This is a genomic window from Bradyrhizobium sp. S69, from assembly GCF_009766005.1.
Taxonomy (GTDB): domain Bacteria; phylum Pseudomonadota; class Alphaproteobacteria; order Rhizobiales; family Xanthobacteraceae; genus Bradyrhizobium.
The window spans coordinates 384,339-403,843 of record NZ_LMUK01000041.1 but is presented as its reverse complement, the minus strand read 5'-3'; the positions used below and the strand labels follow the sequence as shown (position 1 = coordinate 403,843).

Below are 19,505 nucleotides of genomic sequence, written 5' to 3'. Positions count from 1 at the left end.
CCCCGACTCACTCCGCCGTCTGGATCTGGCTGCGCGCCTTGAGCGGGTCTGCGAGGCCCGGCAGGAAGCTGAAATTCGCGGACGTCTTTTTATCGAACGGCAATTTCGCGACGCTGTGGCAACTGACGCAGGATCCCGGGGCGTTACCCTTGCCATTGTTGTTCTGGATGTAGGTCTCCAGCGTGACGTTGGAGAGCATGCCGGGCACCGCATCGGCCGGCACCGGATTTGGCGGCGTCGGCGGCTCGACCGTCCCGCCCCATTGCGTTCCGACCAACATGTAATTCTGGAATACGCTGGACACCGCGCCGAGTGCCTTCTGCCATTGCCCATTGAGCTGCTGCGTCGTGGGATAGATCTCCCAGCAACGTGTCGCCTGCGGCATCGCGGTTGCGAGGCTCGTCGCACCATGGGCGTAGGGCTGTTGCCTGTTCCACGGATACTGCGTGTGGGTGCCCAGCAGCTGCAACGGCACGATATTGGTTCCCAGCGTCGGCCGCGGGTTCTGATGGTAGAACGAATAATGCGTCGACGGCACCGCGGCGGCCGGGCCGCAGCTCGGCTGGTTGATCCATTTCGTCGGGTTCGCCGCGCCGCAGCCGTTCTGGACGTTGCAAGGCGCCTGCGCCAGCGGCGCGTTGTCGACGTGCTCGAAACTGGCCCAGATCCATTGCGGCAGCAATTCGGGGTTCTTGGGATCGACCGGATTGCGCTGCAGGATGTGCAGGCCCACCAGCCCTACCCGCTCGATCCGGCAAAACGGGCGGCCGCCGCGCACGAGATCGCCGGACACGGCGATGAACACAAGCTGCGTGAAGAAGCGTGAGGGATCGTCACCCGACGTGCGATCGATGATGCGCCAGGCCGCCTTGATCTCGATCGAGCCATTGGCTCCGTCGGGAACCGTCGCCGACGAGGTGAACTGCACGCCGTCGGGATGATTGGCGGCGATGAAGTGTTTCTGGCCGGACATGGTCGTGAGCGTCTGCGACGATTGCCCGTTGGGCGCCAGCAGATAGTTCGCCTCGACATCGTTGACGCGCCGTTCGAAAATCGTCCAGTTGCCGTTGACATCGATCAGCGGCCGGTTGGTCGATGCCTGCAGATATTCCTCGTTGTTCGGCAACGGCTTGCCCTTGCCGTCGGAGCCGATCGCGAAAACCGGCAACGCCAGCATGCTGGCGCAAGGCGCCCTGACCTTCGAATTGCCGAACAGCTCGCTGACCTTGCGATAGGTTTGCCAGACCCGCGGGCCAGGCTGCGTCAGGCCGGTGGCCACAGGCTTGCTCACCGCGCTTGCCGCCCAATTGAGCGCCACGAACATCTGCCAGGCCATGTTGTCGAACGGCGTTTGCACATCCGCCGACGGCTGCGTCGGCGGTGCGCCGTACAGTCCGTTGTAACCGAATCCCTTCTGCAACCGCGGATTCGGTCCGATATAGGCGGCCAGCACCGAACACAGCGTATTGCTTCCATTGGCGCACAATTGCGCCTGCGGCACATAGGGGGCTGGAGTTGGCGTTGGCGCAGGTGTCTGGGCCTTTATCCGCGCGGCAGGCCACGGCAGCGCCGCGAACATCATCGCCGACACCAGCAGCAGCACGGCAACCGATAGCGATTTTTTCATGGAAGCCCCCCGTACGTTATAAGCCAGATTCTACTTAAGGTTTTATCATCTGGCAACGTCACGCATAGAATTTTCTATTGCTCGGGTGGGTGGTGCCGAGAGCGGCGCGAAGGCGGCTTTCCCTTCTCCCCTTGTGGCAGAAGGGAAGAAGATGCGTCGAGCCATCAAATAAATCTTGACAGCCCTGAGACTGATTTGCCCGACGGGCAACTCACTCGCTGGCGGCAAATCGTGTCCATCCCTCCAACGAAAAATATTTCTCTTTGTTTTTGACCCAACTCACCTGCTTATTCTTCGCCATCCCGTCCCGAGAGAGGGGGCGTTGGCCATCGTCACTGACGTTGGGGCGGGGAGCGGTGGACGCGGATGCGCTTTTGACGAACGGCGCGTGACGCGGACGGCAAAGTCGTGTGGTCCTGACGCCCCAATGGCTGGTGTCAAATTCCTAAGAAGCTCGCTTCTTGGGAATGACGGTGACAAGCAAGCCAGGTCTCGCCGGGGAGAGCACGATATAAGCCGTAAACCATTGCGCAGGGAAGGCCGGACTGCTTCCGCTGAACCTGTATGCTCATGTGCGTTTTTTTATCTACCTTGGCACATGAGACCGCGGGTGCAGCGCGCACCCGGTCTTCCCTGCGCCCTCTTTATTTTAGGGGCGAACGAATTTGCAAACCTCGGGCGAATGCTGTCGCGAGAACGCGGAGTTATGCTCGTGATTGTAGCCCGGATGAGCTCTTGCGATATCCGGGTCTTCGCCGCGTACCCGCATATCGCAAGAGCTCATGCGGGCTACAGGTTCTCAACGTCATTGCGAGGAGCGCTTGCGACGAAGCAATCCAGATCTTCCTTGTTTCGTGGATTGCTTCGCTATCGCTCGCAATGACGGTGTTCGGCGTGTAACATGGATTAAGGGAACAACCGGCATTGTCAGAACATCCAGGCGGTCGCTCTGAGCCATCCGATGAACCGCCCCATCGCAACGATGGCGAGAACCCGCGGCCGGTTTCCGATCGCGGGCTGGCGGTGTTCCTGGTCATCCTCGCGGTGGCGCTCGTGACAGGCTATTTGTTCGTGAACAAGCTGGCCGACATGTCGCATCAGGAAGATTGCGCGCTAGCCCGCCGCCACAATTGCTGAAGCCGCCCTCACCGCGCGCCTCACCGTCCCTGCGGCTGTCCCTGGTCGTACAGCACCCTGACGCGGATGGTGCCGGCGACCGCCTTCAGGTCGGCCAGCAATTCCTCGCCCTCGCCGCCGACGACATCGGTCTCGAGCACGACGTAACCGACTTCCGGATCGGTCTGCAGATATTGCGCCAGGATGTTGATGTCATGGCGCGAGACCGCATCGTTGACCTGGCGCAGCACACCGGGAACGTTGCGGTGGACGTGGATAAAGCGGGTGCCGATCGGCCGGACCGGCAGTTGCACCTGCGGGAAATTGACCGCGCCGAAGGTCGAGCCGACATCGGAATAGTCGATCAACTTGCGCGCCACTTCGCCGCCGATGCGGTCCTGGGCTTCCTCCGTGGAGCCGCCGACATGCGGCGTCAGGATGACGTTGCGCAGGCCTTGCAACGGCGAAACAAAACGGTCCGCGTTCGACGCCGGCTCGATTGGAAACACATCGACCGCAGCGCCGGCCAGCCGCCCCTCGCGCAACGCGCCAGCCAGCGCATCGAGATCGACCACGGTGCCGCGCGAATTGTTGATCAGGAAGGCGCCGGGCTTCATCGACCGAAGCTGCGCCTCGCCGATCATGTTGGCGGTGGTCGGCGTCTCCGGCACGTGCAGCGAGACGACGTCGCTGGTCGCGAGCAATTCGTCCAGCGTCTCGACCGGCTCGGTATTGCCGTGACGCAGTTTATCGGTCTGGTCGAAATAGATCACGCGCATGCCCATGGCTTCGGCGAGGTTCGACAGTTGCGAGCCGATGTTGCCGTAACCGACAATGCCCAGCGTCTTGCCGCGCGCCTCGCGGCTGCCCTCGGCAGACTTGTCCCAGCCGCCGGCGTGAGCCGAGACCGAACGCGGAAAAATCCGGCGAAACAGCATCACCACCTCGGCGATGGTCAGCTCAGCCACGCTGCGGGTGTTGGAATAGGGTGCGTTGAAAACCGGAATCCCGAGTTTTCGCGCGGCGTCGAGGTCGACCTGGTTGGTGCCAACCGAAAAGCAGCCGACCACGAGCAGCCGGTCGGCCGCCTCCAACACCTCGGCCGTCAACTGGGTCCGCGAGCGGATCCCGAGCATGTGAACGCCCGACAGCGCCTGCTTGAGCTCCTTTGGGCCCAGCGCCTTGGTCAGACGCTCGAGCTCGCTATAGCCGTTGGCCTCGAACAACCTCACGGCCGAATCGTTGACGCCCTCCAGCAGCAGGACGCGGATCTTGTGTTTGGGCAGCGACAACGTCATCGGGCATCCAATCCTGGCAAACAAACGAGACCTGCGAGCGATATCTCCGCTTCACGTCCGACGCAACCGCCCCGTCAGGGATGGCCGAAATCGTGGCAATTTCGCCATTGCCAGGCTCTGCGGGTCCGGCAACATCCACCGATCAGAGCACAGGAGTTCAGCCATGGCAGACGTGATTTCCGGCATCAAGATACCCGACAGCCAAATCGCGCGCGAAGCCGCCGAATTGGTGCGACAGCACGAAACCGAGATGTTGTTCAACCACTCCGTCCGCGTTTACGTGTTCGGCGCCATCAAAGGCATCCGTGACAATCTCAAATTCGACTCCGAACTGCTCTATGTCGCCGCGCTGTTTCATGACCTCGGCCTTGCCGATGCCTACCATACCGAAACCAAGCGTTTCGAAGTCGATGGCGCCGACGCCGCGCGCGAATTCCTGAGGGGGCATGGCATCCCCGAGCCTGGGGCGGACCTGGTTTGGGAAGCCATCGCGCTGCATTCCACGCCCGGTATCGCCGAATATATGCGGCCCGAGATCGCCCTTACCCGGGCAGGCGTACGGATGGACGTCGGCGGCGCCGGATTTGACGACTACACGCGAGAGCAGCGCGAGCAGGTCATCACGGCCTTTCCGCGCCATGATTTCAAGAACGAGTTCATTCAGATCCAGGCGCGCTCGGCCCTCAAGAAGCCCAAGACCACGTTCGGCACCATCAACGTCGACTACATCGAATATTGCGATCCGACGTTTCGCAGGCCGAATTTGTGCACCGGCATCCACGCATCCCCCTGGCATAGCTGATCCAGCGTCGAAGGTTACCGACAATTTGAATTATCTATGAAGCAACTGGAGCGCGCTATTTTCACGGGTAACCGCTAGCAAATCATCATCGCATTCCTAGTCTTCCACCTCGCTTCGCGAAAATGCCTGACGAGTTATTGCCCATGACAATGTTCTATTCTCTGATCAACGACATCCAGGATTCCACGGTATCCGGACTGACGAAACGACAATTAAGGGCGCTGACGCGCATCACCGATTTGTTCGTCGCCGGCTCCAGCCGTTATACGCGGCAACAGACCGAGCTGTTCGGCGAGGTATTCAAGATCCTGGTTGCGGTGATCGAGTTGAAAACCCGGGTCAAGCTTGCGCACCATGTCGCAACCAACCCCAATGCGCCGGCGGCGCTGGTTCGGGTATTTGCCTTCGACGACGCCGTAGCGGTAGCAGCGCCCGTGCTCAGCCAGTCGAGCGCCATTGACGAGTCCGATCTGGTGGCAACCGCGGGCACCCAGAGCCAGGGCCATCTCTACGCCATCGCGCAACGCCAGAAGATCAGCGAAGTCGTCACCGGAATCCTGATCGAGCGCGGTGAGCCCAAGGTTGTCCATGCGGTCGCGAAAAATGCCGGCGCCCGGATTTCGGACGACAGTTTTCTCGAACTGGTCGCCCGTGCCGGCGATGATGCCCAGCTTGCACTGCATGTCGGAACGCGGCGTGACATCCCCCGACATCATTTCTTGAAGCTGATCGAGACCGCGTCGGCCTCCGTGTGCAGCAAGATCGTCGCGGCAAATTCAAAATATGCCGATGCCGTGCAGGGCGTCATTACAGAGGTGATTGACGACATCAACCTGGAGGTCCGCAACAAGTCCCGGGATCACGCCAGGGCCAAGGCCAAGATCAGGCGGCTCAAGGATTGGGCGGAACTCGGCGAGGCCAGTGTTCATACCGCCGCTCGCGCGCAAAATTTTGAACAGACCGTGACCGCCCTGTCGGCTCTCGCCGGCTGTCCAATCGCGATGGCTGAGCGGGCGGTGCTCAACGAGAATCCCGGCGTCGTGCAGGTGATCGCAAAGGTCGCCGGCTGCTCCTGGACGACGGTCAAGGAGCTGTTGCTGATGACGGTGGCGGACCGCAGGATGTCCAAGACGGACCTTGAACAGGCGCGGCGGAATTTCGAACGGCTTGAAAGCCGGACGGCGAAACGTGTGCTTGAATTCCACGAAGCGCGCCGCCACGTGGATAGCTTCGCAAGCGTGTAGGACCGGCAGATCGGACAGGGTTATGCCCGCTGAGGTGCACTCGGTTCCAACCTCTCGCCACAACTGGTCATAACCTCTCCATCCCGTTGCCTTGCTTTGGTCAAACCTGACTGGCGTGTGGGGATGGGCCGAGGATCGTCGAGGGCACGAAAATCCGCCGGACGCCCTGATGCGGGTGACATTGGACTGACCAAGGGAACGCCAATGCAATCCACGCTGACACCGACAGAAACCGATCCGCACGATATCTTCGTGATCGAGCCCGATGTCGTTCTGGCCGCGCGCGCGGATCAAACGCCTGACGCGCCGGCGGTCGACCCGATCAGCCACCCCGCGCCTCCACGGGCCGAAATGACTCCTGACGTGGCCGCTGCTGCCGTGTCGGTACCCACGGTCGATACCACGTTCCGCGCCACGGCCAGCACCGCCGCTCCCGCCGCCGGCGACATCCGGGCGCCGGAGATCGAGGTGCCCGGCGACATCCATCTGCTGGGCAAGCCGCCGCGGGGCCGGATGGCCCGCGCGATTCTCGGCTTCGTGTTCGCGATCGGCGCCGCGGGCGCGGCCACCGCCTGGGAGCATTACGGCGATACGGCCAAAACGATGATCGCGAACTGGACGCCGTTCGTGCTGGCGCCGTCGCCCTCGCAGGCCGCGGCAAAGCCCGAGATCGCCGAGCAACCGAGTTCACCTGACACGCCAGGATCCGCGCAGGCGTCCGCGTCAGATCAGGCACCCGCGCCATCAGCGCCTGCGGCGCAGCCCGCGCAAGGCGCCGCCCCGGCCGTCGCCGCAGTACCGCCGACGCCAGCCAGTGCGCCGGATATTGCGGCGATGGGCCAGCAGATCGAGGCCCTCAAAGCCAGCATCGAGCAGCTCAAGGCCGGCCAGGAACAGCTATCCCGGCAGATGGCGCAACAGACGGCCAAGGCAAACGCGACCAGGAAGCTATCCGCACTGGCGCCGCAGCCGCAGCCCACATCGGCACAAAGGCCGAGACCGGCATTTTCGCCCGCGATGGCCGCGGCAGCCCTCGCCTCGTCACGACCGCCCGCGCCGGCTACACCGCCGCAAGCTACTTACCGGCCGCTGCCGCAACCCGCTGCCGCCCCGCCGTACCAGTCGCGGGCGCAGATCGTCGATCAGGCGGACGTCGATGCCGACGCGGTGGTCGTGCGACCGCCGATGCCGGTGCGATAGCGCTGGAAATGAAATGATGCGTCAGCCGCGGCGCGACCGCCGCGCCGCATCGGCCATCAGGCCGCCAACAGGCCCTCAAATTCGTCGGCCGCGTATGATTTGCCGTCCGCGTCGGTAATGACGACCTGCCAGCCTTCGCTGGCCCAGATCCGCGCCTTGGCGACCATGATGAGCGGGCTCTCGCGTTCGACCTTCACCGTCTCACCCTCGCGTTCTGCGATCATCCTGTAAGCCAAATCGTTGTCCCTCTGCATAGGCTATGCACCTGCAAAGGCTTTGGCAGCGCGCGCGGGCCGCAATGTGCCGAGAGCATGACCATTTGGTGCCGGCGCGGGGTACGCTGTCACACGCATCAAATATCCCCCAACTCCGGCGGCTCGAACCAGTTGGTCAGCGACAGCCCGCCATCGACCACGATCGCGGCGCCGGTGACGTAGGCCGATATCCGGTTCGACAGCACGGCCAACGCGATCGGCGCGAGGTCTTCGCTGCGGCCGAGACGGCCCAACGGAATATGTTTTGCCAGCGAGGGATCGGCGACAAAGCCTCCGGCGGCGATGGCGCCGGGCACCAGCGCGTTGACTCGGATGCCATGGCGGCCGACGGTCTTGGCGAGTTCCCTGACCAGCATCGCGAGAGCTGCCTTCGACGTCGAGTAATGCGGCAGATTGCGCGGTGTGCCGGCGTGCAGCGACGTCAGCAGCAGGAACGAACCGGGCTGCTTTGCCGCGATCAACTGACGCGCGAGTTCGCGCGACAGATGAAAGCCCGCGTCGAGATTGACGGCGTGCATCTGCCGCCAGGTGTCCTGGCTGACCGCGAAGGCGTGATCGGCCTCACGTCGCGGCGGCGACGCGCTGTGCACGAAATGGGTCACCTGGCCCAGCGCGGCCCTCGCATCGGCCAGCAGCCGATCGCAGGCTTCGCGCGTGGCGAGATCGCCGACCCAGGGCACCGCCAGCTCCGGCCGGGGCGAGGCTGCGACCGACGCCCTCACGGTATCCTCGCGCAGATCGGCGAACAGGGTTCGCACGCCCTCGCCGACCAGCGCCTGTGCGATCGCACGGCCGATGCCGTTGCCCGCGCCGGTCACCAAAGCCGCCTCACGCGTGGGATCGAAGGGAGAGTTGAACAGGCTCATGGGATGGGAACTCCTTAAATCGTCATTGGCTGACTTCGTCGCCCAGCACCGGCGATGCCGCGGCACTGACCAGCCAGCACCCCGCCGACGCCATCGCCAGCCCGACGATGACATGCGCGCTCAATTGTTCACCCAGCAGAGCCCACGCCAGCAGCGCGGCGGTGACCGGGACCAGATAAAAATTGGCGCTGGCGCGCGCGACCGAACCGCGCACCAGCATCACCGAGTACAGCACCATGCCGCCGAGCGACACCATCAGGGTGTTCCAGAGCACGGCAGCGACGGTGCCATCGGTCCATTCCCAATGCGGCGTTTCCAGCAATGCCGCACCGAGGGAGCTAACAACCGCGGCTGACATGAACTGCACGGTGGCGCCCTGCAGCAGCGGCACGTCGCGGCAGAAGCGCCCGAAATATAGCGTGCCGGCAACAAGACCCAGCACGCCGACGAAAGCCAGCATCAGGCCTTGCAGCCGCGCCGCGCTTTCCAGCGCCGCCGCGCCGACCACGAGGCCGACACCCATCAGCCCCAGCACCAGGCCGAGCCATTGTGCCGCGCGTAACCGCTCGTTCAGCAGCAGCACGCCGCAGACCGCCGTCAACAGCGGCGTCAGGGATTGCACCAGCGCGATCTGCGCCGCGGGTGTCGTGACCAGGGCAATGTGCGGCGCCATCAATCCGACGGCGTTGAGCAGCGCGCCCGCCACAGCGCAATGAAACCATCGCCCATTTGCCAGCGGCCGCCACGACCGGCGCAACACCCCCATCACAACGCTCAGCACCACGGCGCAACCAACCAGCCGGATCGCGACGAACAGCAGCGGCGACAGATGCCGCAGGCCCACCTTGGCGGTGATAAAGGACGAACTCCACAGCAATACAAACATCAAGGGGACGACCTGGATCATCCCTCCTGTGGTGGATTTCGGCTGAAAGTGGGCCGTCTCAAGCGTTTCCTGTGCCATGCTTGAGGGCTTATGTAGCATAAGATTCCTCGCCGCGCCCCGCCCTACCCCGTACGTTTTTGCCCGGGTCCCATGTCGGGATCGGACTTCCCGAAACGTCCTTGGTCTATCCGCCAAGCAATTATGACGAGGAAAACATGCTCTACGCCATTCTGGCCCATCACAGCGAAGACGAAGTCGCTTCCTGGAGCGCGGACGAGGACGCTGCGCTAATGCTCGATCTCGACAAGATCCACGATCGGCTAACGGAAGAAAAACGCCTTGGACCCGCAGCAAGGCTCGGCGCCACCAAAGGCGCCTGTGTGTTGCGTGGTCCGGGCGCCGGCACCGTGACCGACGGCCCGTTCACCGAATCCAAGGAGCAGTTGCTCGGCTTCTACGTGCTCGACTGTACGAATCGCGATGCCGCGATCGCAGCCGCGCGCGACCTGCGCCGCGTCAACCCCGGCGCGATCTACGAGATCCGGCCGGTGCGGCTCTACCGTCCCGGCGTGGCGTTTCCGCTGACGGAGGTGAACAACCCGTAAATTGGCAGAGAGATATCCACGGAATCCACCGCCAACCCGCCGTGGGCGCGCGCCATCCAATCTTCCGGGATGCATATCCGGGACCGGTCATGTGCCTGTTAAATGGGCCAGATATAGCACCGCACATGAACCATGACCCCACGACGATTGCTGTATTGCGCCGGGCATTGGACGAAGTGCTGCTCGACGCTCGCTTCCGTCGCAACCGCTCGGCCTCCGCGCTTGAAATCGCCGAACATATTCTGGCGCAAGCGGCCGCCGGAGAGCGCGACCTCGAGCGGCTGAAATCCTCGGCGTTTAGCAAGCTCAGGGGTGAGCGAGTCCAGAACCAAGCGGCGTAACGTGAAGCGCGGAATCATCACGCTTGCGGTTTGCGCCATGCTCGTCGCCGGATATTTCACCGCGAGCAAATGGGCGATCCATCACACCACGCTCACGTTTTTCGATCTGTTGCGCAGCGATCGCCCGGTCGCCGTCGACGTCGCGGTACGCCGCGATCGCGACTGGCAGGCGACAGCCGAAATGATCACCCTGCCGGTGGCGATCCTGAACCACGGCAATACCGTCAAATTCACCGAATACTCGTTTCTGGCCAACATCCTCGCCGCGCGCGGCTACATGGTGGTCAGCATCCAGCATGATCTCGACAGCGACGAGCCGATGGTCACAAATGTCGGCGAAGAATATGCCGGCCGCCGCATGCAATATAACCGCGGCATCGCCAACATCATGTTCGCGATCGATGAGTTGAAGAAGGTCCAGCCGAATGCGGACTGGAAGCATTTGACCATGATCGGGCATTCCAACGGCGGCGATATTTCAATGTATTTCGCCAAGCATTACCCTGAGATGATCAAGAAGGTCGTCACGCTGGATAATCTGCGGGTGCCGTTCGCGACCGACGGCAAGTTCAAGATCCTCTCGTTCCGCTCGCACGACCCGGTGTTCAAGGCCGATCCCGGCGTCGTTCCCGACGACGATATCTGCGCGAAGGCCGGCATCACCGTGGTCAGGACCGGCTACCAGCACACCGACATGAGCGATCGCGGCCCCGACGAGGTCAAGCAGCAGATCGGCGGCATTCTCGACAAGTTCCTCGATGACGACGACAACGGCGCTGCGGCGGCGAGGACCGACACGCCGAAGCCCACCGGTGCGCCCAGTGCACTGGCGCTATCGGCGGCGTCCGCCAGCAAGAACTAAAACAAGAACCGGGCGTTACTCCTGCGGCACGTTGGCAGCCTTCACGACGGCACCCCATTTGTCGATCTCGGCATCGACGAAGCTGGCAAACTCCGCGCCGAATAATATGCCGGGGTCGACGCCCTGGGTTGCGAATTTTTGCCTGATAGCGGGCGATGCGAGAATGTCCCTCATCGCCGCGACCAGCTTTTGACAGGCCGGATTGTTGTTCGCGGCCGGCATGTACAGCCCGAACCACGCGATCGATTCGAAGCCCTTGACGCCGGCCTGATCCATGGTCGGCACATCCGGCAACGACGCCGCGCGGGTCAGGCTGGTCACCGCGAGCACGCGGATGTTTCCGGCGGCGGCTTCCGGCAGCACCGTGGTCAGCGTATCGAACATGATCGGAATGTGCCCGCCGAGCAGGTCGTTCATCGCGGGTGCGGCGCCCTTATAGGGAATGTGGACGAGATCGATACCCGCCATCTGCTTGAACATCTCGCCCGACAGATGATTGGCGCCGCCGATGCCGGTCGATCCGAACGACAGTTTTCCGGGATCCGTCTTGGCCATCGCCACCAGCTCGGCGACGGTCTTGGCCGGAAAATCCTTGTTGACGAACAGCGCGTTCGGCGCGGTCGCGACCACGGCAATCGGCGAAAAGTCCTTCCTTGTGTCATAGGGCAGTTTGCGAAACAGACTCGGATTGATGACGTGATGCGTTGCCGTCAACAGCAGCACGCTGCCGTCGGCGGGCGACGTCGCCACCAGTTCCGAGCCGATCGTGCCGGAGGCGCCGGCGCGGTTCTCGACGAAGGTCGTAACATCGAGCTTTTCACCGAGCGCTTGCGCCACCGACCGCGCCAGGATGTCGGTGGTGCCGCCGGCGGGAAACGGCACCACGATGCGGATCGATTTGACGGGGAATGCGTCCGCACCCGCCGCATGGACGAGGCCAGCCGCCGACAGCAGCCACCAACACGCGATCACCGCGAGCGTCCTCATGCCGATCCTCCCATATTCTATGGTCGCCCGTTACGACGCCTTGGCTAAGATAGCGGAAACTCCACCATCGCCTCGCCGGTCGCGACCTTTTCGTCGTTCTGGTTCTTCACCAGCACATCGATCAGCACCCACCGCGACTTCTGCGTCGCCTGCTTCGCCTTGATGATACCGACGGGCTGGATGGTGTCGCCCGGTTTCACCGGCTTGACCCATCGCGTCTCCAGACGACGATGGATCGCGCCGGCGGGATAGGCCCAATCGGTCAGCATCCGCGTGATGAGGCCGAAATTGTTCATGCCATGCATGATGATGCCGCCGAAATTGGTCTTGCCGAAATCGTTCTTCATGTAGTCGTCGTCGAGATGCAGCGGATTGTAGTCGAGCGATCCGTCGCAGAAGAGCCGGATGGATTCCCGAGAGACTGCGAATGTCGGCCCGCTGATGGCGTCGCCGCTGGAAAGGCTTTCGAATGTCGTGGTCATCTTGATCTCCCTGAAGCGCCGTTACATCGGCCGGATGGTTTGGCCGCGGCCGGAGCAGATGACCTCGCCGGTTTGATTGAAGAAGACATTGTCGTGGACCACGAACAACCGCTCGCGCTTGATGAACTTGTCGAGCGCACGGGCTTGCAGAGTGATGGTGTCGCCGGGGCGCGCGGGGATGTTGTAGCTCCAGGACTGGCCGGCATTGACGGTGCCGGGCGTCCGCATCCAGTCGTCAGCCGGCGTGCAGGCAAACATCAACAGGATATGGATCGACGGCGGCGCGATCAGGCCGCCATAGGGCGTCTTCTTCGCGTAGGCCTCATCGAAATACAGCGGATGATCCTCGCCGACCGAACGGCAATAGAGCTGGATCGCTTCCTTGGTCAGTTGGTAAGGCAGCGTCTTGCGTGGCTCGCCGGGGACGATGTCGTCCCATACCTTGCGCAGATTGGCGTCCTTCCAGAAGTCGGTTTCGAAAGATGGCGCTTGCGGCATGGGCTCCCTCTCAATTATGTTCGCCTGGCGAACTATACAGTCGCCTTACGAACCATATGCCCTTGCTGCGCGGCGGCTGGCAAGTCAGGAATCGGCGGAGCGAAGCAGCCATGCCAAAGGACAGCGACGGATTTGTAAGAGCGATCGCCCGTGGCTTCGCGGTGGTCCAAGCGCTCGGCCGCCCGCCGGGACGGCACACGCTGTCGGAAATAGCCGTCATCGCCGAAATCAATCGTGCCACCGCACGGCGCGTGCTGGCGACACTGGTCGCACTGAAATATTGCGAGGCGGACGGCCGTTATTTCAGCCTGCGGCCGCGCGCGCTCGGCCTGGGATTGTCTTATCTCAACGCACTGCCCTACTGGGGTTACGCGCAACGAGCGCTGGAAGACTTACGCAACGAGATCGGCGAATCCTGCGCGCTCGCGGTGCTGGATGAGACCGAGATCGTCTATGCCTTGCGGTTGCCGGCGCGCCGCATCCTGTCGGCCAATCTCGGCATCGGCAGCCGGCTGCCCGCGCATCTGGTTTCGCTCGGCCGTGTCATGCTGGCCTCATTGCCGAAGGACCAGCGCGCCGCCTATCTGCAATCGGTGGAGCTGACACCGGTGACCCCACGCACCGTCACCGACCCTCGCGTGCTCGACCGGCAGCTCGACCTGATCGAAGCCCAGGGGCATGCCTGGGTCGACGGCGAACTCGATCCGGCGATCTGCGGCATCGCTGTGCCGCTGCGCGATCAGGCGGGGCGGGTCGTCGCCGCCATCAGCATCAACACGATCTCAGGCATGACGAGCGAAACCCAGGCGAAAAAGAAATTTCTGGTGCCGCTGAAACGGACCGCCCAGGACATCCGAACGCAGATGGTCGCGGTGAGACAGCCGGCGTTCTAGAGCGTTTTCGAGCCAACGGGTCGCGCGAATGCGCGCCCGATGACAGGCTCCGTAGCCACCGGTTCGCGTGAAGAAAACGCGTCAAAACAAAAAACTAGAGCCCCGTTCCGATTCCATCGGAACGGGGCTCTAGCCGCTGATATTGTGCTCGGTGCGTGGTTCCCCGACATACTGCTTGCGGTACGCGGCAGGGCTGACGCCAGCGTGGCGCATAAAGGCCCGCCTGAACGTATTGGCGTCGGCAAAGCCGCAGCGCGCGGCGACCTGCTTGAGGGCTCTCCGACCGTCCTCCAGCAGTGCTCGCGCGGCCGACATCCGCGCGGCTTCCACCCACGATGCCGGGGTCATGCCGACTTCGGCACGGAACAGCCGAGCGAAATGCCGTGGACTGACGTCCATTCGCCTGGCGAGACTTGCGACGTCATGATCGTTTGCGGGATTGGCGGCGACCCAGCGCTGGATTTCCTGCAGCGCGGACCGGCCGACCGGCGCCGCATGGCCAGCGCGACTGAACTGCATCTGTCCGCCCGGGCGCTTGAAGTACATCACGAGTTGACCGGCCACCCTGGTCGCGACATCGCGGCCCAGATCCTCCTCGACCAGCGCAAGCGCGAGATCCATTCCCGCGGTCACACCGGCGGCAGTTCGTGTCCGGCCATCCCTGACTTGGATGGCGTCCTTATCGACGAAGATCTGCGGATGAGCCGTTGCCAGATGATCGGCAACCGCCCAGTGGGTGGTGACGTGCCGCCCATCGAGCAGGCCGGTCTTGGCCAACAGCAGCGCGCCGCTGCAGACCGAACCATATCGCCTGGATCGGCGCGACGCTTCCCGCAGCCACGTCACCAGGCTCGCCGAAAACACCGTGTTCGCAGCCTCAGGCGTCCCGGCGACCAGCAGGGTGTCGATGCGATCTTCCGATGCCGCATTGATCACTCGATCGGGCAATATCTGCACGCCCGACGAGGAAGTAATCGGCCCGCGCGAGGTGCCGATCACCAGCGGGCGATAGACGTCGCGGCCATGCTGCCTGTTCGCCTCGGCAAAGACGTCGAGCGGTCCGGAAACATCGAGCATCTGCACGCCCGGTAGCGCCAGGATTGCCATGGTCTTTTGCGGCATGCCGACCTCCATGTCCGTCGCAGGCCACCATTGGCAGAAAATGACGCAAAACGTCAATTGCAGACATGCCTACATCGACACACGTTGGAGTGATCGGATTTGACATGGGAGACTGCGATGACAACGACCATAGCTGGCTTGAAAGTTCCGGACAGCAAGCTCGCCCGGGAAGTGACTGAAATGGTGAGGGACACTGAATCGCCGCTGCTGTTCCATCATTCGAGCCGCGTCTATTATTTTGGCGCGCTCGCCGGCAAGCGTCGCGGCCTCCGATTCGATGAGGAGCTGCTTTACACAAGCGCGATGTTCCACGACATGGGGCTTACGCATCAACACAGCAGCGCGGACGAACGGTTCGAGGTCGACGGCGCCAACGCGGCGCGCGATTTCCTGCGCGCTCGCAATATCGCGCAAGCGGATATCGAGACGGTCTGGAACGCGATCGCGCTTCACACGACGCCCGGCATCCCGCAACATATGCACCCGGTGGTCGCGCTCGTTACCGCCGGAGTCGAGATGGACGTGCTGGGGTTGACCTATCCGGACTACAGCGACCAGGAGCGCGAGGCCGTGGTCCACGCCCATCCGCGGACCGAGCATTTCAAGGAAGACATCCTCCAGGCCTTCTACGACGGGATCAAGCACAAGCCGGCAACCACCTTCGGCAATGTGAAAGCCGACGTGATCCGGGATAAGGATCCCAGTTTCAAGCCCGGAAACTTCTGTTCGGTCATCCGCCACTCGGCGTGGAGGGGCTAGATTCGGTCGGAACGGTTGCGGGCGAGGCGCTCCGCTTCGCCCCTCCTCCGCAGGCTCACCTACGAGGACTTAACTACGAGGACCTAACTACGAAGGCCCGGCGCTTCCTGACCGGTGCGGGCGACGTATTCGGTGTAACCGCCGCCGTATTGATGGATGCCGTCGGGCGTCAGTTCCAACAGCCGATTGGAGAGCGCCGCCAGGAAGTGGCGGTCATGCGAGACGAACAGCATGGTGCCCTCATACTCCGACAGCGCCGCAATCAGCATCTGCTTGGTCGCGATATCAAGATGGTTGGTGGGCTCGTCCAGCACCAGAAAATTCGGCGGATCGAACAGCATTTTTGCCATCACAAAGCGCGCCTTCTCGCCGCCCGACAGCACCCGGCATCTCTTCTCGACATCGTCGCCGGAAAACCCGAAGCAACCGGCCAGCGCGCGCAGCGAGCCCTGCCCTGCCTGCGGAAATGATTCCTCCAGCGACTCGAACACGGTCTGTTCGCCGTCGAGCAGATCCATCGCGTGTTGGGCGAAATAACCCATCTTGACACTGCCGCCGAGCGCCACCGAGCCTTCGTCCGGTTCGGTCGAGCCTGCGACCAGCTTCAGCAATGTCGACTTGCCGGCGCCATTGACGCCCATCACGCACCAGCGCTCACGGCGGCGCACCTGGAAATTCAGCCCCTCATAGATGCTTCTGCTGCCGTAGCCTTTATGCACGTTCTTCAGGCTGACGACGTCCTCGCCAGAGCGCGGCGCCGGCAAAAACTCGAACGCCACGGACTGGCGCCGTCGCGGCGGCTCGACCCGCTCGATCTTCTCCAGCTTCTTCACCCGGCTCTGCACCTGCGCCGCATGCGAGGCGCGCGCCTTGAAGCGCTCGATGAACTTGATTTCCTTGGAAAGCATCGCCTGCTGGCGCTCGAACTGAGCCTGCTGCTGCTTCTCGTTCAGCGCACGCTGCGCCTCGTAGAACTCGTAGTTTCCCGAAAACGTCGTCAGCGTGCCGCCGTCGATCTCCACGATCTTGTTGACGATGCGGTTCATGAATTCGCGATCATGCGACGTCATCAACAGCGCGCCGTCATAGCCTTTGAGGAACTGTTCCAGCCAGATCAGGCTTTCGAGATCGAGATGGTTGCTCGGCTCATCCAGCAGCATGACATCGGGGCGCATCAGAAGAATTCGCGCCAACGCGACCCGCATCTTCCAGCCGCCCGAGAGCGCCCCGACATCGCCGTCCATCATTTCCTGGCTGAAGCCAAGGCCTGAAAGCGCCTCGCGCGCCCGGCCATCCAGCGCATAGCCGTCGAGTTCCTCGAAGCGCCCCTGCACTTCGCCGTAGCGCGTGATGATGTCATCCATGTTGTCAGCCTGATCCGGATCGGCCATCGCGGTCTCGAGCTCTTTCAACTCGCTGGCAACCACGCTGACGGGGCCGGCGCCGTCCATCACCTCGGACACCGCGCTACGGCCCGACATCTCGCCGACATCCTGGCTGAAATAGCCGATCGAAATACCGCGATCGGTCGACACCTGGCCTTCGTCGGGCGGCTCCTGGCCCGCGATCATCCGGAACAGCGTGGTCTTGCCAGCCCCGTTCGGGCCGACAAGACCGATCTTCTCCCCCTTCAGGAGCGCCGCGGAGGCTTCGATGAAGAGAATCTGGTGGCCGACCTGCTTACTGACATTATCGAGACGGATCATGATTACCTGAATATCGAGAAATTGAAGCGTTGGGCCGGTCTCTAGGCCATGTCGCGCGCGCACGGAAGCCCGAAAAGGCACCGGTTTGCCGCGTTACGACGCGCCGGATGACCAACGGATGACGTCCAGGGCACTCGTCAGGAGCTGAAACGGCTCCGGTAGTCCTGCGGCGTCGCCGAGAGGATGCGTAGAAAACTGCGGCGCATGGTTTCTTCCGAGCCAAAGCCGCAGCGCTGTGAGATCCGCTTCACCGGCAACCGCGACTCCGACAGCATCCGCCGCGCCGCTTCCACCCGCAGCCGCTCGACGGCGCGCGCCGGCGTCAGTCCGGTAGCCTCGGCATAATGCCGGCTGAAACTGCGCTCGCTCATGCCGGCCTGGTCGGCCAGCACCGGAAGCGAGATATCGTCGGCCAAATGCTTGTTGATCCAGCCATGTAGCGCGCCGAATTCGTCCTCGGCCGATTGCAGCGACAACGCCGTGCTGAATTGCGCCTGCCCGCCGGGCCGCTTGAGGAAGACGACGAGATAGCGTGCCACCGCCAGCGCCACGGTGCGTCCGAGGTCCTGCTCGATCAGCGCCAGTGCCAGATCGATACCGGCGGTAACGCCGGCCGAAGTCCAGACCGAACCATCGCGCACGAAGATCGGATCGGGCTCGACCCGTACCGCGGGATAACGCTGGGCAAACTCCTTACAGACCGACCAATGCGTCGCGGCGCGACGTCCATCAAGCACGCCGGACGCCGCCAGCAAAAACGCGCCGGTGCAGACCGAAGCGACCCGGCGCGCCCTAGCCGCCCGCTGCCGCACCCAATCGACCAGCGCCGGATCGGCTGCGGCAGCTTCGACGCCCGGCCCTCCCGCGATCAGCAGCGTATCCACCGCCGAACTCGGACGCGGCAGCGGGGCCGCCGTGATCGCGAGCCCCGCCGACGCCGTCACGCCCTGCCCACCCTTGGCGACCACGCGCAGATCATACGGCGCGGCGCCTCCCGCTTGCGTGATCTGATCGTTGGCAGTGGCGAACGCCTGAAGCGGCCCGGTCACATCGAGCAGTTGCACTGACGGGAAAGCCAATACTTCAACGATCCGCGGCGCGGGCGCGGCAGCAACGGCGTTTGGCGGGAAACGAGGGGACTTTGGCATTTGCGCCAGCATATGTGGGGTTAGGTTGCGCTTGTCCAGCCCTGATCCTCAAAGGAGTGCGTAATGATTGCTCACGACACCCATCTGCAAATCGGCTCGCTGCTGTTCGAGGGTCTCGATCAGATCGATCTGACTGGCCCGTTCGAGGTGCTGTCGCGCATCCCGAACTCGACCTATCGCGTCTACGGCAAGACCGCCGAGCCGGTGCGCGACGTCAAGGGATTGCGGCTGACGCCAGATGCGGCGCTAGCAGACGCACCGCAGCTTGACGTGCTTCACGTGCCGGGCGGCTTCGGCCAGGAAGCCCTGATGGAGGATCACGACGTACTCGGCTGGATCGCCCGACAGGCGGCAGGCGCCCGCAGCGTCTTCTCGGTTTGCACCGGCGCGCTGCTTTGCGGCGCGGCTGGACTGTTGAAGGGGCGGCGCGCGACGACGCACTGGGCGTCATTCCATCTGCTCCCGCTGTACGGCGCCATCCCGGTCAACGAACGGGTGGTGCTCGACGGCAACTGGGTGTTTGCAGCCGGAGTGACCGCCGGAATCGACGGCGCCTTGCGGCTCGCCGCCGAACTGCGTGGCGACGACGCCGCGCGCGCGATCCAGCTTTACATGGCATATGCGCCCGAGCCGCCCTTCGACAGCGGCACGCCGGAGACCGCGCCGGCCGCCATCCTCGCGCAGGCGCGGCAAGCGGTTGCCGGCATCACCGCACAACGCGAGGCAACCGCACGCCGCGCCGCAGCCAGGCTCGGTATTGCCGTTCCCGCGATTGCCATCGCGTGACA

The 19,505-nt window shown here is 63.2% G+C and carries 21 protein-coding genes; 10 read left to right on the top strand and 11 right to left on the bottom strand.

Annotated features, from left to right (window positions below; genetic code table 11):
- Positions 1-7 precede the first annotated feature (7 nt).
- Positions 8-1,627 (bottom strand): hypothetical protein, encoded by a 1,620-nt coding sequence (locus tag GSQ88_RS19405; RefSeq protein WP_159009322.1) that lies wholly within the window; start codon positions 1,625-1,627, stop codon positions 8-10.
- Between the two features lie 924 nt (positions 1,628-2,551).
- On the opposite strand from GSQ88_RS19405, the gene GSQ88_RS19400 reads away from it, so the two are divergent.
- Positions 2,552-2,764, top strand: coding sequence for a hypothetical protein (locus GSQ88_RS19400; protein ID WP_159009321.1), 213 nt, complete (start codon positions 2,552-2,554; stop codon positions 2,762-2,764).
- Positions 2,765-2,784: 20 nt separating this feature from the next.
- Here GSQ88_RS19400 and serA read toward each other — a convergent pair whose 3' ends face one another.
- The gene (gene serA, locus GSQ88_RS19395; protein WP_159009320.1) at positions 2,785-4,041 is read right to left on the bottom strand and encodes a phosphoglycerate dehydrogenase; all 1,257 of its coding nucleotides are present in this window, start codon (positions 4,039-4,041) and stop codon (positions 2,785-2,787) included.
- A 163-nt stretch (positions 4,042-4,204) separates the two neighbouring features.
- Here serA and GSQ88_RS19390 point away from each other — a divergent pair, with 163 nt between their 5' ends.
- From GSQ88_RS19390 to GSQ88_RS19380, 3 genes are all read left to right on the top strand, one after another.
- Positions 4,205-4,843: an HD domain-containing protein gene (locus GSQ88_RS19390; RefSeq protein ID WP_159009319.1), complete on the top strand. Its 639-nt coding sequence runs from the start codon at positions 4,205-4,207 to the stop codon at positions 4,841-4,843.
- A 143-nt stretch (positions 4,844-4,986) separates the two neighbouring features.
- Positions 4,987-6,087, top strand: a complete 1,101-nt coding sequence (locus GSQ88_RS19385) for a DUF2336 domain-containing protein (protein WP_159009318.1) — start codon at positions 4,987-4,989, stop codon at positions 6,085-6,087.
- Positions 6,088-6,291: 204 nt separating this feature from the next.
- A complete protein-coding gene (locus GSQ88_RS19380; protein ID WP_159009317.1) occupies positions 6,292-7,287 on the top strand; it encodes a hypothetical protein in 996 nt (331 codons plus the stop codon).
- A 56-nt stretch (positions 7,288-7,343) separates the two neighbouring features.
- Here GSQ88_RS19380 and GSQ88_RS19375 read toward each other — a convergent pair whose 3' ends face one another.
- The 3 genes from GSQ88_RS19375 to GSQ88_RS19365 all read right to left on the bottom strand — a co-directional run bounded on the left by GSQ88_RS19375 (position 7,344) and on the right by GSQ88_RS19365 (position 9,392).
- Complete coding sequence (locus tag GSQ88_RS19375; RefSeq protein WP_246784876.1) at positions 7,344-7,484, bottom strand: hypothetical protein; 141 nt, start codon at positions 7,482-7,484, stop codon at positions 7,344-7,346.
- A gap of 155 nt (positions 7,485-7,639) precedes the next feature.
- Positions 7,640-8,428 (bottom strand): SDR family NAD(P)-dependent oxidoreductase, encoded by a 789-nt coding sequence (locus GSQ88_RS19370; RefSeq protein ID WP_174248058.1) that lies wholly within the window; start codon positions 8,426-8,428, stop codon positions 7,640-7,642.
- 22 nt (positions 8,429-8,450) lie between these two features.
- Positions 8,451-9,392: a DMT family transporter gene (locus GSQ88_RS19365; RefSeq protein WP_210253852.1), complete on the bottom strand. Its 942-nt coding sequence runs from the start codon at positions 9,390-9,392 to the stop codon at positions 8,451-8,453.
- 137 nt (positions 9,393-9,529) lie between these two features.
- Here GSQ88_RS19365 and GSQ88_RS19360 point away from each other — a divergent pair, with 137 nt between their 5' ends.
- From GSQ88_RS19360 to GSQ88_RS19350, 3 genes are all read left to right on the top strand, one after another.
- Positions 9,530-9,919 (top strand): YciI family protein, encoded by a 390-nt coding sequence (locus GSQ88_RS19360; RefSeq protein ID WP_159009508.1) that lies wholly within the window; start codon positions 9,530-9,532, stop codon positions 9,917-9,919.
- 125 nt (positions 9,920-10,044) lie between these two features.
- On the top strand, positions 10,045-10,260 hold the full coding sequence (locus tag GSQ88_RS19355; protein WP_159009313.1) for a hypothetical protein: 216 nt from the start codon (positions 10,045-10,047) through the stop codon (positions 10,258-10,260).
- A gap of 1 nt (position 10,261) precedes the next feature.
- A complete protein-coding gene (locus tag GSQ88_RS19350) occupies positions 10,262-11,122 on the top strand; it encodes an alpha/beta fold hydrolase (protein ID WP_159009312.1) in 861 nt (286 codons plus the stop codon).
- 15 nt (positions 11,123-11,137) lie between these two features.
- Here GSQ88_RS19350 and GSQ88_RS19345 read toward each other — a convergent pair whose 3' ends face one another.
- The 3 genes from GSQ88_RS19345 to GSQ88_RS19335 are packed head-to-tail and all read right to left on the bottom strand — an operon-like array spanning position 11,138 to position 13,089.
- Positions 11,138-12,109, bottom strand: a complete 972-nt coding sequence (locus GSQ88_RS19345) for a tripartite tricarboxylate transporter substrate binding protein (RefSeq protein ID WP_159009311.1) — start codon at positions 12,107-12,109, stop codon at positions 11,138-11,140.
- Positions 12,110-12,153: 44 nt separating this feature from the next.
- Positions 12,154-12,591 (bottom strand): MaoC family dehydratase, encoded by a 438-nt coding sequence (locus tag GSQ88_RS19340; protein WP_159009310.1) that lies wholly within the window; start codon positions 12,589-12,591, stop codon positions 12,154-12,156.
- Between the two features lie 21 nt (positions 12,592-12,612).
- Positions 12,613-13,089 (bottom strand): MaoC family dehydratase, encoded by a 477-nt coding sequence (locus tag GSQ88_RS19335; RefSeq protein ID WP_159009309.1) that lies wholly within the window; start codon positions 13,087-13,089, stop codon positions 12,613-12,615.
- Positions 13,090-13,199: 110 nt separating this feature from the next.
- Between GSQ88_RS19335 and GSQ88_RS19330 the strand changes: the two genes are divergently transcribed.
- Entirely contained in the window at positions 13,200-13,982 is a 783-nt protein-coding gene (locus GSQ88_RS19330) for an IclR family transcriptional regulator domain-containing protein (protein ID WP_159009308.1), read from the top strand.
- 129 nt (positions 13,983-14,111) lie between these two features.
- Here the strand turns inward: GSQ88_RS19330 and GSQ88_RS19325 are convergent, their stop codons facing one another.
- The gene (locus tag GSQ88_RS19325; protein WP_159009307.1) at positions 14,112-15,104 is read right to left on the bottom strand and encodes a GlxA family transcriptional regulator; all 993 of its coding nucleotides are present in this window, start codon (positions 15,102-15,104) and stop codon (positions 14,112-14,114) included.
- Positions 15,105-15,221: 117 nt separating this feature from the next.
- Here GSQ88_RS19325 and GSQ88_RS19320 point away from each other — a divergent pair, with 117 nt between their 5' ends.
- The gene (locus GSQ88_RS19320) at positions 15,222-15,863 is read left to right on the top strand and encodes an HD domain-containing protein (protein WP_159009306.1); all 642 of its coding nucleotides are present in this window, start codon (positions 15,222-15,224) and stop codon (positions 15,861-15,863) included.
- 83 nt (positions 15,864-15,946) lie between these two features.
- Here the strand turns inward: GSQ88_RS19320 and GSQ88_RS19315 are convergent, their stop codons facing one another.
- Together GSQ88_RS19315 and GSQ88_RS19310 are read right to left on the bottom strand one after the other, a co-directional pair.
- Positions 15,947-17,569, bottom strand: coding sequence for an ABC-F family ATP-binding cassette domain-containing protein (locus GSQ88_RS19315; RefSeq protein ID WP_159009305.1), 1,623 nt, complete (start codon positions 17,567-17,569; stop codon positions 15,947-15,949).
- A 137-nt stretch (positions 17,570-17,706) separates the two neighbouring features.
- Positions 17,707-18,717: a GlxA family transcriptional regulator gene (locus GSQ88_RS19310; RefSeq protein ID WP_159009304.1), complete on the bottom strand. Its 1,011-nt coding sequence runs from the start codon at positions 18,715-18,717 to the stop codon at positions 17,707-17,709.
- A 63-nt stretch (positions 18,718-18,780) separates the two neighbouring features.
- Between GSQ88_RS19310 and GSQ88_RS19305 the strand changes: the two genes are divergently transcribed.
- A complete protein-coding gene (locus GSQ88_RS19305; protein WP_159009303.1) occupies positions 18,781-19,503 on the top strand; it encodes a DJ-1/PfpI family protein in 723 nt (240 codons plus the stop codon).
- Positions 19,504-19,505: the final 2 nt, after the last annotated feature.